This window comes from Sporosarcina limicola (genome assembly GCF_014873855.1).
GTDB lineage: Bacteria > Bacillota > Bacilli > Bacillales_A > Planococcaceae > Sporosarcina > Sporosarcina limicola.
The window spans coordinates 1-17,353 of sequence record NZ_JADBEL010000020.1; the positions used below are offsets into that span (position 1 = coordinate 1).

The window sequence follows — 17,353 nt, forward strand, 5'->3', positions numbered from 1 at the left end:
CAAAAAACTAGTCGAAAATCAACTACAGCAATGGATGGCCGGTTTACCCAGTTATATCAAGGCTTATTTGCCGATTTCAGTGTGCGAAAGTTGAGTCATTTATCATATCTATAGTGTATCAATCATTAAAATAAACTACAACATAGATGATTAAAAGATTCAGATCTTTCGGATACTTAAAGTACCACAAAGCCTTGCGTTAGAATTTAGATTAACGTTCAACTCATATCGATTGGTACATGAGTTTTTTGTATTTATGAGGATTCTTATCCAATTGAGATGTCTGTCCGAATTTTAACAAGTCTTTTTACCACAAATGACGACCACTCTTCTTTAATAACTTTTGCTCTTCGCTTTTTTCATGCTCCCTACAACCTAACAACACATCTTCTCGAGCTACAATTGGATCATACCAGTCAGCCTTCCCCTTAGCCCAGTCAATCCATGCTGAAGTATCATCATTAACGGCGTTTTGGCCAGGAGTATTTTCAACCGCCTTGATATACGCTCTAATTCTATATACTTTCTCATGCCGCTCATCAATAATCTGATAACTCCAACTCTCAGAAAACCTATCTTCATTTTTTATGGCAAATCCAATTGGTAGAAGCTCATTTCTCATTCCAATACTAACAGCCATTGGCGATATCCCTAAATAATCTGCTGCTATTTTGCATGTGATTTTTGGGAAAGACCTTATTTCATCATCTGTATATCTCCCCATGTTTTTCGCCTCCCACCTTAATTGAAAATAAAAAATCTACACAGTCCTTATAAAACATATTCAATAAAAAAGAACGAACTCCTTTATTTGGAATCCATTCAAAAATTATTGTGCTATATTTCCGGATCAAAGTAAGATACCATCCTCTCGTACCGATCCTGCGAAGATAAACAAGTATCTATCAAGAATCCTTTTTCCGATTTATATTCTTTAAGGCCACGATAATAAAATAGCTTATACTCATGGTCAATAATAAATGGGAGGACGTTGTTCTTTAGGCACTCTTTAAACATAATGATTCGTCCCACCCGTCCATTTCCGTCCTGAAAGGGGTGTATGCGCTCAAATTGATAATGAAAATCAATAATATCCCCAATGGTGATTGTAGCTTTTGCATGATAGTCAGCAAGAAGTTGTTTCATTTCACTGCTAACTTTTGCAGGTGTCTAAATCCTGTTAGAAAAGAAATTTAAAGTCAGCTTCGATAATCTCGCCTTGATGCTTCCACTCTTTAAATTCTCTTTGAAAATCTGCCCTCTTGTCCACTTCCCCCTTCATTTCAGCTACACGATTAATTAATTCAATATAATTGGGGAAGAGTTGCTCGATAAATTTCTCGTTATCATTGATGAAACCAAGATATTCTTGACGTTGCTTGTTGAAGTTTCGAACAATCCCTTCAACTACATTTTGAAATTGCTTTTTCTTCTTCATTTCATTCCAGCTATCCCAAGCTTCTATTCCTACTCCTAACACTGCACCAAATATTGCAAATCCTTTTGATAATTTATCAGCATATTTAACTGCTCCCCAAGGCTTAAATTTCATAGATGGCATCAACAAATCTCTCGCAGCAAGCACATTAGAATTTGTCACTTTAACACCACCTTTTTTAAGAAATTCACCACCGACTTTTATGCCATTTAACGCCATATCACCAACGATATGATTGTAATGCTCAATACTAGCATTAAAACTCATCTCCACTTGTGAGATTTCTCGAACCATTTTTCCTAGTTGACGTTCAAATTCATTTTGAATGTTGGTATCTAACACCACTCCCCCTTCACCAATATTTCGTTCGAAGAAGGCTTCTATTGTATCTAAATCAGTCCCGTTCACTTGAAGAATCAAGTCGGAAAAATATTCTGTCATAAAGTCTCTTAAATCAATACGAACTTTACTAATTTGTCTTTCGGATCTATCAAGTTCTTTTTGTATATCCAAACAAGCACGCTTAAATTTCTTCATTTCTTCTATTGCTTTAGCAACTCGGTCTTGCGCCACCGGCATTTCACGTATAATAACGTCCCTAACAATACTTTGTTGTGATGCAACCACCAAAGTATTTCTACCGCCAAATTCCTTTATTTTTTGAGTTGTTGCTGATTGCAAATCACCAATACGTGATATTCCCTTATATTCGGTGAGTTTAGATAACCAATAATCAATTCCTTCTCCAAACGGATCAGCTGAAACAGCGACTATTGAAACTTCCTGATCCGCTTGAATGATTCCAAAACCATGTAACCTTGTTAATATATTTTCACGCTTTGTATAGAATCTTTCATTGAAATCATCCTCATCTTCGATATCCGCTTCCTCATCAAATCTACTTATAACAAAAACTGTTCGAGACAGAAGATCCAAGTCCTTAAATAACCAAATCAAATCATCTTTATGACTCTCCTTAATTGGATTATTAGGATTCATCACATAAAGTACTAGGTTTGCTTCGCTCACATATTTTTTTGTGATATCATTATATTTTTCTTGTTCCTCTGTCTCTTTAAAACCAAATAATCCAGGAGTGTCAATTAGCTCGAAATCATCCATTTCATAAATATTTACTTCATCTGTTGACTCTGATTGACTAATTTTCATCGTTGAAGTATCGTAATTTTCCGACCAAGCTGCTGCAATCGATGTTTTCCCTTCAGAAAACCCACCAACCAAAGCTACTTTGAGTTTTTCACTTGTTATTTTATTGATTCCTACTTCTATTTTATTTGTGATTTCTTCGCTGGGTACAATACCAAATTTCTGTCCGTCCTTTAAAAAGCCTAGTAGTCTTTCCAGTATTTCAATTGTCTTTGTTTGTTGTTGTTTGAAATAATCAATCGTTTCCATACATGAGCTCCCCTTCCCGTTCAACATCTATTGCGATTAATTTAAGTTCATCCTCAACTTCTTTAAAAACTTCAGCCATCACTACAACTTGGCTAACCGATTTTTCTATTTCATTTTTAATATTACTTACTCCTTCTTTTACAGAGTTTATTATATTTTCCATTTGTTTTTCTAATTCCTCTCTTAGTCCACTTGCAAATTTTTCAATATTTTCATCTGCACTTTTTCTTTGCTGTGATTTATGGTAGTCGCTATCAAAGTAGGCTATAACTTTTTTTCCAACACTCACCATCCCTCCGAGAATAGATATTGCAAGTACCACCCACCCTAGAGGATTTGTAATATTAATTGCAAGAAAAACTACGCCTATAATATCACCTATGATTGAAGTTACTGCTCCAACCTTATTTACGTTACTTTTAATATTAATTTCCGGATTAAATTCAAAGTTAAAATCAACTGTATCTGAATAGGATTCTACTAATTCATCAACATATCGTTCGTATTTTTTAACAATCTCTGATATATCAGTTTGAAATTCCTTGTTAATCTTATTAACTTCCTTATGAAAGCTTTCGACTAATTTCTTAGTCTCTTCCTCAGTTCCCACTTTTAATTTCTCTGTAAATTCTTCAGTTTTAATTTTATCATCTATATCCGAATATACTTTCTCTCTCAATCTACTTTTAAAGCTATTTATTGATTTATTAATGGAATTGAGTAGATTTTGGTGAAATATTTCCCCAGTCTCATCTAATTGGTAGGAACTATCTTTTAGAGTTCTTTTTAACCTTTTCTCTAAATGATTGATGCTTTCTGAGACTTCTTTTATATTCTCCCGCGTTTCACTCAGTGAGAGAGCAATTTTTCTGAAATTAGACTTAACTATCTTATCCTTAACATTACTAACTAATTGTGAGGTCATCCATTTTGAAAAGGCGGTGACTTTGCTCTTCTCCAACAAGATTTCTGAGGAATCAAATGCATCAATAAATTTCATTTTTGATTTTTCAAAACTAGATCCCCAATAGTTCCCAACCGAAATGAAAGCTGGATAAGCACTTAATGATATGTGCTTCGTATATTGTTCACCGAGCGTATCTTGCATCTTTTGATCAACTATATCTAAACTTTCAGATTCATCAACAGAAATTAATGCTTTCAATAATTGCCTCGGGTTCTTCACTCGTTTATTGTAAACAAAATATACTTCAGATTGCTTTTTTAATTGTTCCCCAATTTTTTCTATCGTTCCCAGACTTTCATCATTACCTTTTTGCGGTGGCGTTGCCTTTCCACTAACATAAAAAACAACATGTGCTTTTTCGACAGCAGCATCAATCTCTTTTTGAACAACCCCTTCTTTCCCTTCTATTCCTGGTAAATCCAAAATACAAAATTGTAAACTGTCTACATTAAACCTATATTCGCCAACATTTCGAGTATAATCGGAGCGACCATCACCGACAATATTACCATCACTATTTTCTATTAGTTTTGTATCAAGTTTAGCTAACTGTTCATTCAAAGGTGGTATTTTACTTTCGAGGTATTTCTTATCATTTTTATATTCTGACTCGATGCCTTCCATATTCTCTTGATTCTTAAGAATGGCTTTCTCAAGTTGTACAGCTTGCTGTTCTAATTCGAAAATTAGTAATTCTATCATATTCAATTCTTTTTGTTCATCTAACTGGTGGACAATACTTTTTAGAAAACCACCTAAGCTATAAATAACTTTCTGTAAAATTTCGTAATTTAATTTATTTACACTACTTTTCTTTTTTTCCAAAGAAGTTTCAAGCACATTTTTTCTCGATAATATATCTTGTATGATGTTCTCATACGTTTGAATTTTATTTTCATTAAAAATTTCAAGTTCATCTAGCTTGTTCTGTAAATCAGCAATTTTCAACTCTTTTTGCCTATATTCATCAAGTGCCACTACATAATTGGCCCGTTCCTGTAATTTCGTTTTTTCATTTAATAAAATGCGCAAGGTCTCAATCAAGGTTGATTTCCCAGCATTAGTTTCCCCATAAAAAGCAATCGTAAATACATCCCACTCCGCATTCTTTTCGAGTGATTGAAGTGTTTCTTGCAGATTTTGATGAAGTGAATTCAGCTTGTTTTTAGCCTGTTTTTGGTGTTCTATTATTTCTGAATCTGTACTTTCACTTTCAAGAGTTATAAGTAATTTTTCAACTTTACCTATTACTTTGGGATAAATAGTTTGTGGTAAAATATTAGTTTTCCCCATATAATCATCCTTCTTGTATTGATGTGTCAGTTATCTGTATTATACCATCTAAACTATATCTTAACTTTATGGTGACAGTGGTCAAGCCCCATGAAAATAGACACGAAATAAATGCTTAAATTGTGCCACTAAGCACTTTTAAAATACGTAGTTAGAAAAGATGACGGTGATAAAAACCCAAGTCTTTTCTGGCTACGTTTTTTTGCGTAAAATGTTGCGTATTTTGGTAAATCTTCCATCAGCTGCTCAACCGAAAGCATAGGGAATAGAAGTGAAAACTCGACTTTTAAATGAGAGAAAAAGCATTCAATCATAGCGTTATCATGACAATTTGCTTTACGCGACATACTTGGAATAAATCCCAATACCTTCGAAAGCTGATGATAGCGATAAGAACGATACACATTCCCTTGATCTGTATGGATGATTACCTGACTTAAGTCTGTGAGTTGACGTGCTTCCATGGCTTGGCGAATAGTGGCTTCCATCATAGTTGTATCGGAATGGAAGCTAACTTGAAAACCAATAGGTTCTCGATTAAAGAGATCGATTAAAGAGATCCATTAAAGCAGATACATAGATTTTTGTATCACAAAATGTAATTTCAGTGACATCCATTACCCATTTATGATTCGGGAAAAACGCATTAAAATTACGATTTAACAGGTTCGGATAAATATAGCCAGCGGCAATTTTTTTCTTCTCTGTGGACGATTTTTTCTTTCTCACTTTTGCAGCTAAACTCATCTCACGCATTAAGCGGGCTACCCGTTTATGGTTAATCACATAGCCATTTTGTTCTTTTAACGTACCCGCAATTCGTTTTACTCCATACGTTCCACTTACTCATCATAAAGCGATTGGATCATCTTTTTATCACGCCAATCGCGTTCAGAAGGGCCTTTTTGGGAGCGCCCCATAATAAGCGTAGTAACCGCTAGGTGACACATTAAACGCTCTAGCTAATAGTTCCACCGTATATTCCTTTCTCAAACTTGTCATTGCTTCAAAGTACACAGATTTTACTTCTGTTTGAGAAAGGTTTGGAACTTTTTTAAGATTTCCACCTGAATCTGTTGTTCTTTATAAGCTTTTTCAATGGCTTTTAAACGTACTAATTCTTCTATATCCACCATAGTCATTTCGCTATTATGCGTATCTTTTTCTAGAAAATAAGCCGGACCAAAATCTTTATATTGTCTGACCCATTGTTGAATACTTGTTTGGCTAACGTCCATCTTTTCTGCCATTTGTTTTGTGGGTATGTTTTCTTCCAAAATACGCTCTACCGCTTTTATTTTATTTTCAGGTGATGTATTAATATTTCGTTTCCTACGTGGTCTGTAAACCATGTTGTCATCCCCTTTTAATGAATTATAAAATAATACTGGTACAATACTATACCCGCTTTATGTCCATTATAAGGGGGTCGACCACAGTTACCTAATGTTTGAATGTTCGAGATTGAATGTATGATATCTCAAAAGATAAATGGTTTTTAGAATGAAATAAAGAGTACCCTACTCTAAAACAATTTAGAATCGCTTTAGAACTTAATACTCAAAATTTAATTCATTGATTCAAACTGGGCAGGTTGCACTAAGTTAGACAATAAAATTAAGGTCTTGTAAAATACAACTAACAGAGATAAGGAGAATCTATAATAACCGAACGCCTGAAGATGAGAAAGATAAAGAAATAAATTTAAAGAATTAAAGTTTAGAGATTTAATTAAACTTACCATTGATGTTAAAGGAACTTACCACACTTCCTGGAGCGGCAAATTTATCCACTCCTTTTTGAGGAAAGCACGAACATTATTTCCGCATATCATTTCACAAACTATATCACTTTTGGAATATCTATTATTAAATTCTTCAATCATAACTTCTTTATCTTTTTTATTCTCATAATCAAGCAATTTAAACATTGCTAGAATTAGTTCGCTTATACAATTTACTCCCTTTGGTATGAAAATTGTATTTTCATTTAATTTAGTAGTGAAATTAACAGTCTGACTATCGTCAATCTTCACAAACGAAAAGTAATTATTTTCATATAATAAATCATAAGGATTTATATCTCTTTCTTTTCTTGTTCTCTGAACTAGAATTCCCATTACTTTTTCTAACTGCAAGATTATTTTGAGCTGTTCCTTTATTGGAACCTCGAAGAATCTTTCTATTTGTGAAAAGGCATATAGATTTAATGTTTTGGAATCAACACCCGAAAGATTCAGACTTTCTTGATTAGGAAACCATCCAAGTAAGTCTTTCCTTGAAAATGTTTTTCCCTTTGTAGAATAACTAATAAACTGGTAAATTAATGCTTGAACCTTTAAACGCTTTATTTCAGGTGATAATAGTGGATTGATACTAAATAATATCTTTTCCAGTTCTATATATATCTTCGATTCAAGGGAATGGATCGAAAAATCTTCTATTTCAATATTTATTCTACCTGAATATTTCTGAAATTCACTATCCACCGAGAAAATAGAATTGTCTAATTGCCTCTTAAATTTCTTACCACCTTGAGAGAGTTGTCCTACTAAAATCAATTCATATGTTTCTGCTGAGGGCTCGTCTTTAATTAACTCCTTTAATAAATCAGAAATTATCTTTTCACTAAAATTATTAATACTGGATTTTACTTGTGTAACTTTTCGGTCCCCATTAGAATACTCCCATAAAATATCTACTTTCTCATGACTCTCTGACGGTTCAAGTGTAACTTTCTCCCAAGTAGATTCTGTTAAAGAAGAGAGTACCGCCACAACTGCCTGGAATAGATAACCCCTAGCTCCTTCACGCCCACCCATAATCTCACCCGCTTTTCTATATTTAAAATTTAGGCTAGTTGTATAATCAACTTAGCCACCTAAATTCAGTCAAAAAAATGCCGTTATAAAATTTCGTGTATCATTGAAATTAGTAGACTAACAATGAGAGGAAGTTTTATAATGGCGCACCTACAGAATACCGTACAAAAACGTAATTTTAAACACCTCACTTCTTTTGAGCGTGGAATGATTTCTGCGCTGCATAAAGAAGGACATTCTAATCGGGGAATCGCTAGACGCTTGGGGCGCGCTCACCAAGCGATTGCAAATGAACTTAAGTGTGGAACGACGACACAACTCAAGACTGGCAGAAATCCTTACACAGCCTACTTCCCCGAGACAGGACAGGCTGTGTATGAACAGAATAGAAAATTTGTGGTGCCAAAAGTAAATTGCGGAAAGATCATGAATCAAGGCTGGTCACCTAATGCAGTGGTTGGATTTTCGAAACAACAAAACGATTGGAAAGACAAGCCTATGGTGTCCACCAAAACCCTTCGTTGTGGTACCAGTCACCCAAACTTCCGCTCATCAATTTCCATATATACCTCCAAGATCATTCGTTTTTTTTAAATTCTCACTTTTAAAAGCGTACTCGACAAACCCAATTTGTCAATGAATCCACTCATAGCGGATATCTTCTTACTATTTTTGTCACCGTTTGGAATGGCTGCACAACTTGAGCCTGCTCCAAGAATGACAACGTGAGGCCTACGCTTTATAATAGTACTCATTTTTTTCAAAATCACTTTCTGGCATTTGTTCTTCCTTCAAACAACCATTTAGCCCGATTTTCTATTACTTGAATAGCATTATCAAGGTATTCCATTAATTTATCATATTTATTATCATCATAATATTCATTCGGCCCTGAAAATGGTGGTCGTAAATGGAATGCCTCCTGTAAATGATATTTGTCCATATTGTTATTAAGCCATAACAACATTTCAGAGTCTCTTCCATTTTGCAAATTTTTTAAATAGAACCATGGGTAATCATTGTTTTCTTTATAGGTTCCTTTCCCAAATATATGATTACCTTCTGAATCTGTATATGCATTATATCCCTTAGGTGCTGGCATAAGATTGGCAAAACAATACATTAAGTCAGAAAATCTATTAAACTTTACTTTTAATTCATCATACCCATCAAATATTGTTTTCAAATTATCTAACATAACTTTTAATATGTCATGTCTGATTATCCACCCATTACCATTCTTGCAAAATGGATATACAGTACCTCCAATTTTTTTAAGTCTAAAAATACAAAAGGCTTTTAACGGGTTCAGTGCATTTAATATGGTATCCGCTTTATCAGGAATATGTTTCCCGTAGCGCAACATGTAACAGTCCTTAATAATCGTACATGAATCTACCTCTATCGTATTTTGTATTCTATAATTAAGCATTAATTCAATAGCGTCAATTGCTAATACGTTTAATGAAGGATTAATTATTGGTATCAAATTAATGTTATTATGTGTTGTCACAATATCTTCTACCGTTATACTTTCTATTTCCATATTAATCCCTCCCTAAATATCCATCTTGCCCACTTACCCTGTGACAGCCAATTCACAGTCACAACATACCTGCCATCCAATCCACAGCCTAAACTATACAGATAGTCAGCTTTGATATGTTCCACCAGAATTAAATCTGCAAGCAGTAAGCAGAAACATATCAACCATCTAAATCCTCAAAACCTCAGTAATACTGGGATTTTAAGCCCTTTATTTCTACACCCTTGACATCAAACAGACCGTCTCAATATGGCTTAAGTGGATAGAATTGATGTTTTTATACAATTTTCGCCCCTTACCATATAGGGTACATGTCGACTTAGATTTCATCTGGCCTACCACCGTATATGTGAACGGCATCATCCTCTATTATTGTTCGGTCAACATTATTAAAACAAGCCATTGTTGTGGAATTTAACGTGTTCAGCTGTTGCACTTTTTGGTTTGATATTCCTAATTTAAAAATGTATGTGATGTCGCCAAACCAAGTAAGGCTACCGCATAATATCCATTGGTCATTCTCTGGATACCACATATACCCGACAACATGTGCAGTTTCATTTGGCATTTCCACTGATGATACTGGACCTTTAGAATACCGAAACCAAAGCTCTTCTGACCACTGACCGTACCTAATATACTCACGAATCAAATCAAAACTAGAATCAAGCACAAATTCTTTACCTCTCGAATGACACAAATAATTGAAAACAGTTTTAGCACATACCCTACGCATGAAGGAATCAATTTTCATTTCAATTATCGTCATAAATTCGGGTTCTTTATAGAAGTCTGTAATTGACTTCTCAAAGTAATTATACTTTCCAATAAGATATCCCTTTTCTTCTAGTTCCCGCTCTAAAAGTTCCCTATCAATCCCTGTGTTAATAATTGGTTGTTCCGCCTTCTTCAGCCTACTTTTCACTTCTTTTGTGGCATCAGGTAAATTTTCAAGTGTATAATAGATGTATTCATTTGCTTCAAGTGAACTAATTATACCTACCATTGGTTCAACTTCAAAGCGGATACGATAGGGGTTACTCGTATCTGTAAGCACATAAAATGGGAGACCCTTAAATACACCTTCGTTTCCAATTATTCGAATTCTACTATCAGTCAATCTTCGACCATCCGACATTGGTTTATCGCGAAATTGCATACGTAGGAAACCCTCATAGGAATCAAGTGCAATTTTATCTTCTATCTGTCTACTAAAATAAGAATTACATTCCTGGCAGACTTGGAAATTGCTCAGAACAAACGCATCCTGATATGTCCCCATCATCCTTGGTACAACATGTTCTTTATTAAATTCTGATTCATATTTTGTACGTAAACAATAAATACATTTATGCTTTTCCATTTTTCTATCTCCTATAACATAAACTTAGTGATATGATTTATTCAGTTATTTCACTATTCCTATTTTCACTTTCAGTAATCATTTGAAATTGGTTGGAATCCAAGAAAAGTCATTTTCTGCAAGATCCCCCCCCCTCTTTATTGGTAGTCAATTAATTTCGCGTACCCGTGCAGCAAACCATTCTGAATTCAATGTTGCACAGGTTTTTTTATTCCACACCATCATCTATAATATAATGAGCTGGCCTCTTTATTCACTATTGCCATTGCATTTTTAATCGCCATTGTCTCATAATATTGCGTAGCTGTTGGATAATCTTTAAAAACTACCGATTTACCAATTATCGAAAATACTTCTTGTTTAATTTCATTAATATTTACATTAAAAAATTCTTTTCTGTTATTTACCATATTAACTCTATTATCGTGAAGGGCATTATGCAAATGATTCTCCAGGCTAGGTGCATCATCGGTTAATATCATCGCATGTATATCGTATCCAAACGGTACTGATGCCGCACTTAGCTCTCTAATTCGATCTAGCGGCTCCAATCTCCTCGTCATGCCTATCTTATATACATCCTCGCCAAAAGCCCCGATATTAGATATTACATATACATACCCTGACTTTCCTATTTCCAGCCTATTGTTTACCTCTTCCCGCTTTTTATGAACTAAAGAAATATTGTCTTCAACTTCTTGAATTTGTGGTAGTAGATGGTCACTTTGGCCTTTTGATTTTGCATATTCGCCATTTAGTACTTTTAACTGTTTTTCTAACTCTTTTTCCCTGCTATTTAATTCATTGAATTTTTCTTGTATCTCTTTCTCAACTTGCTTTCGTTCCCTTTCTTCTTCCTTTAAGACCCGCAATGTTTCTTTTTCTTCCTGCTCAAATTCCAAACGTTCATACACCAATTGCATTTCTTCCAATTTCAATCTTAAATATCCGTCTTCAATACTCAAAGTGCTACGCTTGTTAAATTTATTTATCGTTTCAAATGACTTCCTTATTCGCTTCTCTGTGGCGATTATATTGGAGTATCTTAAGTTATGAATCGCATTGTCACAATCAATATTAAACGATCGAATCATAGATTTCACATTGTCATTTGCTAGTTTGCGTCCCTCCCGTTCACTTCCATTTATTGTCCATGTAGTTCCTTCATAAACAACTTTCTTATTTTTGATCATCTCTTTCTGTTTTTCATTATTAAATTCTAATTCCTCTTTGTATTGTTCTGTGGTGAAAAAGTGAAATACATTTTTGTAAAACCCTACTTCTTGAAGTTGTAATTCCTCTCGCATAAAAATCACTTTTTTCTTTAATTCGGATATTTCTTTGAGTAATGATTCCTTTCGACTATACTCGTTATTAGCATTCCGTATGGCTGCTTCAAGCTTTAACAGCGTTGTTTTTTTGTTTTTTATTTCTTTTGTCAATCGGTTGGAGAGCTTAATTTCATTTTTCCTGACCTTCATATGAATCGTATTCGATTGTTTCAATACCGTTTCACTAATTTGCTGCAGTTCCAGTTGGTAACTCCTAATTTTCATCAACTGGCTCAATTGTACGACTTGAGTACTTTTACATTTTGATTCAGTTTCATTAAGTATTAGCCTGTAATCTTCCAACCTTTTCTCCACATTACTTACCCCTTTTGTAAGTAAACCCAGCCTTTCTGTCCCAACTTCTATGCGATTCATTAAATCATCATTCAAGTCGCCATTTTTCATTACAGAATCTTTTAGTTGTTCCTCTTTTTTCATTAGGGCTTCCAGAACATTTTCATTTCCTTGGAGTACTTTAATAATCTCATTGGATTCAGCTAATTTCTTTTCTACATTATCTTTTTCTAATTTATATTTTGCCCCCGCTTCATCAATAGCTTGCCTATAATTCTTTAACTTTCCCTCCTCATTTCTTACTTCTTTCATAAGTAAATCCAGCTTCTCAGTCCCAACTTCTATACGATTCATTAAATCATCATTCAAGCCACCACTTTTCACCACAGAATCTTTTAATTGCTTCTCTTTTTTCGTAAGGACTTCTAGAATAATTTCTTTTTCTTGAAGTGCTTTAATAATAGCAGTCGATTCTTCCAACTTTTTTTCTGTTGCATCTTTTTCAAACTTACATTCCAAAAGCTCATTTAATAAATTTGTATACCTTTTCTTGCTCACAAACATAAATATTACCTCCCAATGTTCATTTTAATGTAAGTATAAATGCTGATTAGTGTGATTTTAATGCTTCTATGTAGCCAAGCTATACAAAATTCAATATTGTGCGGATACTAAAAAGGTAATGAATTCACATTATTCACTATTATACACCGCCGGGCATATTTAACCCACCCTTCCAAACTATGTAGCCTTTCTATAGGCCCAATACAAAATTCCTATAAGACCATAGAATACTGCACGAAACAAACTATTCTGATTTCAACGTCGAACAGATACTTTTTTAAAATCAGTTTTCTTAGATGACATGGTCTTAAAACTGGCTCTTGCGGGGCTATGTCTACCCTTTTTATCGTTACACCTCTGTCGTCAAGCATAAATGAAGGTGTTGCGGATTATCGTTCTACTGTGTGTTCAATTAGGCTTGGCTAATTGGAAGGCAATATGTGTGATAGTTAATACAGTTTGATTTTCCTCCTGGACGGCATTAACAGTCAAAAGATCTCGTACTGTAAAATACTCTTTGAATAGACTACTATCGAAATCAACAATATACTTAATTACCATTTCAGACGATAAAGACCGAAATATTGCTCTTGAGGCGCTAGGTCTATCCTTTTTCAATCGTTACATCCGCGTCGTCAAGCATAAAAGGACGTGTTGCGAGCCATCGTACCAATTCATATTCGATCAAACTAGGCACATTGAGAGGAAATAATTGTGATAGTTTTCACTCGATTGTCCCTTTTTACAGTTATAATACGCAATATGTATGACAATAAGCGCAATATCTGTGATAGTTAAAAACCTTTGATCTTTGACTTCCACACCCCCTCTTAAACAAACTACTATTATTGGTAATCCCACATTGTATGCACATGTTAGGCACAACAAATGCACATTATATGTGAATATCAGCCACATATATTCTAGATAAAAAAAGATGACTACTAAGTTTAAATTATTTTTTCCGAAATGATGTGTATATGCAACACAACAAATACACAATCCATGTACATTTCAGTCACATGTTTTGCACACGTCGACTAGCTCCTAACTTAAACACTTTTTGCGAGGCAAATTTATAAAATCACATAATGTATTCATTAGCCCCTCCCGTTTAGATTCATAATCCTTATCTGCCTTCCTCCTGCTTAATCGTTTTTGAGAAGCTACTAAAAGGCATTTCCAGTTACATGAGCCAACTTATCTTGAAGATATCATTTACTTTCTACTCTCATTTCTTATAATCTACCGAAAACCCTATAAGATTCCGTAATCTACAAACAAATAAACGGCTTTAAACCAACGTTTAAAGCCTTTTTTGCTGATATTATTGTGATAAATCCAAATATCAGCGCAATTGAACCCTTGATTTAATAGGCAGATAGAACAATGGATAAATAGGTATGAAAAAGTATGCAATAGGCGCTTAAAAACCGATTTAATAATAATAACCACTATTTACTTTTGCCGATACTCCAAAAAAAAGTTTGAGCTTCACTATTTTTTGATAGTAAGAATTTGATAGTTAGTAAGATATTCTTGTGTATCTATTCATACACCAACCCAAAATCCCCATTCAAGTGAAGGAGCTTGATCCGTGATATCAGATTCTTACCAAATCAATTGAAATTTTAGAACCGATTGATTTGGCAAGTATGCACAATTCCTATTGCACAACACACTTTTTCCAATTCCCCAACAAATATTTCCTCGTTTTCTTATCCAACTCAGGCTATTCTTTTTTCAATTTCTTTTTCACATTCTTCTTTATTTAAATAGTTACTTACTTCACTATCTAAGGTACCCAGAGGATTAGGCAATACATCCGGTACATGCTTCCAACGTACCGGAATAGTAATGGGATGCATTTCAAGTTCTTTAAAGTTCTTTAACTTATTCCTAAACGTTCTGGGGCTCATAGATCTTTGGGGGGTAGTTAAGTCACCGCGTGTTACCATTCCAATAAAACTCTCCAAACTCTTTTTTATTTCGCCGATTGTATAATTAAGCGAGACACCAAAAAAAGACATGTCGTGATACACTCAATTTATAACCTACGAAAGTTAATAAAAGGAGAGTGCATCAGACATGTCCTACACCCATCTTACCCAAACAGAGCTGGTATTCATAGAAGAATATCATTCCTTTGGTCATTCTGGTCGAAAAATAGCTAAAAAATTAAAGCGTGGTCATGAAACAATCTACCGAGTCATTAGACAGTTGAGGGATGGTTTTACGGTGCTTGAAGTTTACCTTCAGTATGAAAAGAATAAACAAAATTGCGGACGTAAGAACATCGAATTACCTGCTTCTGAAGTGGACTACATCAATGAAAAAGCACTTCAAGGTTGGACGCCTGACGTCATTATAGGTCGAAAAGAAAAGCCTGTTTCCTGCAGTACGAGCACGCTTTATCGATTGTTTAAGTCGGGTGTGTTCAATAAAGAAATCCTCCCTATGAAGGGCAAACGCAAACCAAATGGTCATCAAGAAAAAAGAGGGAAACAAAATTTCAAGCGCAGCATTCTCGATCGAGACAATGAACATCCGAACTATCAAATAGAATTTGGACATCTCGAAGGTGACACAATCGTCGGGCATCAACATAAGAGCGCAATCATCACGCTAGTTGAGCGGGTAAGCAAGTGCATTATCGCCATTAAAACCGCTGGAAGAAAAGCAATCAATAGTGAAGAGGCATTCGATCAATGGTTCAACCAGCTATCGAAACACTTATTCAAATCAATTATTTTTGACTGTGGGAAAGAATTTTCCAATTGGAAAAGCATCAGTAATAATCACGATATAGACATTTATTTCGCTGATCCAGGAACACCTTCTCAAAGAGCTTTGAATGAGAATTCTAACGGACTTTTACGTAAGAATGGATTACCCAAAGAAATGGATTTCCGTCCTGTCTTACAGGATTATATCTCTAGTGTTGTTTTACGTAGAAACCACATACCTAGAAAATCATTGAATTACCAGACGCCCATTGAGTGTTTCATGAGTCACATGGACGAACATGTTGATAAAGATATTTTGTCTCGCTTAATTTGACAAACCAAGTTTGTAAAGAATGATGACTTCCATTTATCACCTTCACGGCATTTGCAAAGCGATAGAAATCCTGTGGGAGATAAGTTTCTAAGATATAAATCTTCATATAATAAACAAACGACCAATAGCAAAAGTAATTGTCCAGCGTTCTCACTAATCCATTTGATTTTTTTCATAGTATAGTCGATCTACTAATAAAGCAACTTCGAATCTAAGAACATTTTTTTCATATGTTTCTACCTTTTCACCTTTAATAATCCTTTCAGCCATCTTATCGTAAATCATTGATTTGATAGATTTATTTTTGTGTTCAATTGTCGTACCATATTCCACAAATTCTCGTTTAACATTGAATCGTCCTAACTTTCTTTGTAGATGCCCTTTTTTCTGTAAAGATTTTTCGAACAGGTCTATATAGGCATCTCTGTGCTCCTTACTCTCAACAATAACGTCATAGCGGTAATCTATGCGCATTAGTCGATGCTTTTGAAATAGATTCTTATCACCAAAAAAACACTCGAATACGTTTTCCAATGTTTTCGTAACAAATGGAAAATCTGCATTAGTTATTTCACCACGGTTAAGCATAACTGGTAAATCTACGACAATACTTGCATGCAATTTGTTGGTATATAACTGTTTAGCAATACATACCTCAACACCTTTGAAAATAGACCCAAAATTTCCGCATAATTCATATGTTTCGATTCTATATTTTTCTTTCATGTAGTTCACATGCTGCACTTCCAAATCAGATATAATCCTGAATGTATGAATCATCAACTTTCTCCTCCTCTTGATTAACTTAAAGGTATTGGTGTATATGACTTCGTTCGTCTTCTCCTTCCTATATCTCAGCTATATTTATTAGTTCTGACAACGAATCTAAATCGATTGTTGTTTTCGTATGCTATCCCTCCTTTTCTAAGCCCATAACAAAATTAGTGTTGAACTACCTTCCAAGCACTTTATATGCAGCTTGTAAGACAATGAAAAAATAATGAACAGCACAAATTCTGCTACTCTCCTGTCCACTGACATCCTGAATCATAACTAAAATCCAATCGGCATCTAGCTGAAAACGGTTCTACACTGTCGAACAACAAAAAGGCCCTCATAATCGAAGGCCTTCACAACTCTTTTTACATAAGTTCACAAAACATAATGATGAAGGACTGTGTTCAACGTTGCCAAGTGACTCGAACAGACTTCGGCAGATTTCGGTCCTAAAATACTTGTTTTTTTCTACAATACTCCATA

General features: G+C 34.5%; 13 protein-coding genes and 2 pseudogenes. 2 read left to right on the forward strand and 13 right to left on the reverse strand.

From position 1 onward, the window contains the following. Positions 1–307: 307 nt before the first annotated feature. The 8 genes and pseudogenes from H4683_RS21480 to H4683_RS15235 form a co-directional block, all read right to left on the reverse strand. Positions 308–724 carry a hypothetical protein gene (locus tag H4683_RS21480; protein WP_225942126.1) on the reverse strand — a complete coding sequence of 139 codons (417 nt, stop codon included), beginning with the start codon at positions 722–724 and terminating at the stop codon, positions 308–310. A 113-nt stretch (positions 725–837) separates the two neighbouring features. Continuing rightward, positions 838–1,155: pseudogene (locus H4683_RS15205) on the reverse strand (Fic family protein); the annotation flags it as partial. Between the two features lie 25 nt (positions 1,156–1,180). After that, positions 1,181–2,854 (reverse strand): LeoA/HP0731 family dynamin-like GTPase, encoded by a 1,674-nt coding sequence (locus tag H4683_RS15210; RefSeq protein WP_192599687.1) that lies wholly within the window; start codon positions 2,852–2,854, stop codon positions 1,181–1,183. Further along, the gene (locus H4683_RS15215) at positions 2,841–5,114 is read right to left on the reverse strand and encodes an AAA family ATPase (RefSeq protein ID WP_192599688.1); all 2,274 of its coding nucleotides are present in this window, start codon (positions 5,112–5,114) and stop codon (positions 2,841–2,843) included. Before H4683_RS15215 ends, H4683_RS15210 begins: the two co-directional genes overlap by 14 nt. A 128-nt stretch (positions 5,115–5,242) precedes the next feature. Continuing rightward, positions 5,243–5,674, reverse strand: coding sequence for a DDE-type integrase/transposase/recombinase (locus H4683_RS22220; protein ID WP_192599739.1), 432 nt, complete (start codon positions 5,672–5,674; stop codon positions 5,243–5,245). Then, positions 5,652–5,942: pseudogene (locus tag H4683_RS15225) on the reverse strand (IS3 family transposase); the annotation flags it as partial. The gene H4683_RS22220 and the pseudogene H4683_RS15225, both read right to left, overlap by 23 nt. 194 nt (positions 5,943–6,136) lie before the next feature. Continuing rightward, on the reverse strand, positions 6,137–6,466 hold the full coding sequence (locus H4683_RS15230; protein ID WP_192599689.1) for a transposase: 330 nt from the start codon (positions 6,464–6,466) through the stop codon (positions 6,137–6,139). Positions 6,467–6,873: 407 nt separating this feature from the next. Beyond that, positions 6,874–7,935: a hypothetical protein gene (locus tag H4683_RS15235; protein ID WP_192599690.1), complete on the reverse strand. Its 1,062-nt coding sequence runs from the start codon at positions 7,933–7,935 to the stop codon at positions 6,874–6,876. A gap of 141 nt (positions 7,936–8,076) precedes the next feature. Between H4683_RS15235 and H4683_RS15240 the strand changes: the two genes are divergently transcribed. Further along, the gene (locus H4683_RS15240; protein ID WP_192599691.1) at positions 8,077–8,529 is read left to right on the forward strand and encodes a helix-turn-helix domain-containing protein; all 453 of its coding nucleotides are present in this window, start codon (positions 8,077–8,079) and stop codon (positions 8,527–8,529) included. Between the two features lie 172 nt (positions 8,530–8,701). Here the strand turns inward: H4683_RS15240 and H4683_RS15245 are convergent, their stop codons facing one another. The 4 genes from H4683_RS15245 to H4683_RS15260 all read right to left on the reverse strand — a co-directional run bounded on the left by H4683_RS15245 (position 8,702) and on the right by H4683_RS15260 (position 15,063). Further along, positions 8,702–9,481, reverse strand: coding sequence for a hypothetical protein (locus H4683_RS15245; RefSeq protein WP_192599692.1), 780 nt, complete (start codon positions 9,479–9,481; stop codon positions 8,702–8,704). Between the two features lie 319 nt (positions 9,482–9,800). After that, positions 9,801–10,844, reverse strand: a complete 1,044-nt coding sequence (locus tag H4683_RS15250; RefSeq protein ID WP_192599693.1) for an HNH endonuclease — start codon at positions 10,842–10,844, stop codon at positions 9,801–9,803. A gap of 221 nt (positions 10,845–11,065) precedes the next feature. Further along, entirely contained in the window at positions 11,066–13,033 is a 1,968-nt protein-coding gene (locus H4683_RS15255) for an SNIPE associated domain-containing protein (RefSeq protein ID WP_192599694.1), read from the reverse strand. A 1,727-nt stretch (positions 13,034–14,760) separates the two neighbouring features. Then, positions 14,761–15,063 (reverse strand): hypothetical protein, encoded by a 303-nt coding sequence (locus tag H4683_RS15260; RefSeq protein ID WP_192599695.1) that lies wholly within the window; start codon positions 15,061–15,063, stop codon positions 14,761–14,763. 58 nt (positions 15,064–15,121) lie between these two features. On the opposite strand from H4683_RS15260, the gene H4683_RS15265 reads away from it, so the two are divergent. Next, positions 15,122–16,093 carry an IS30 family transposase gene (locus tag H4683_RS15265; protein ID WP_192599696.1) on the forward strand — a complete coding sequence of 324 codons (972 nt, stop codon included), beginning with the start codon at positions 15,122–15,124 and terminating at the stop codon, positions 16,091–16,093. A 153-nt stretch (positions 16,094–16,246) separates the two neighbouring features. Here H4683_RS15265 and H4683_RS15270 read toward each other — a convergent pair whose 3' ends face one another. Next, positions 16,247–16,873 carry a hypothetical protein gene (locus tag H4683_RS15270; RefSeq protein WP_192599697.1) on the reverse strand — a complete coding sequence of 209 codons (627 nt, stop codon included), beginning with the start codon at positions 16,871–16,873 and terminating at the stop codon, positions 16,247–16,249. Positions 16,874–17,353: the final 480 nt, after the last annotated feature.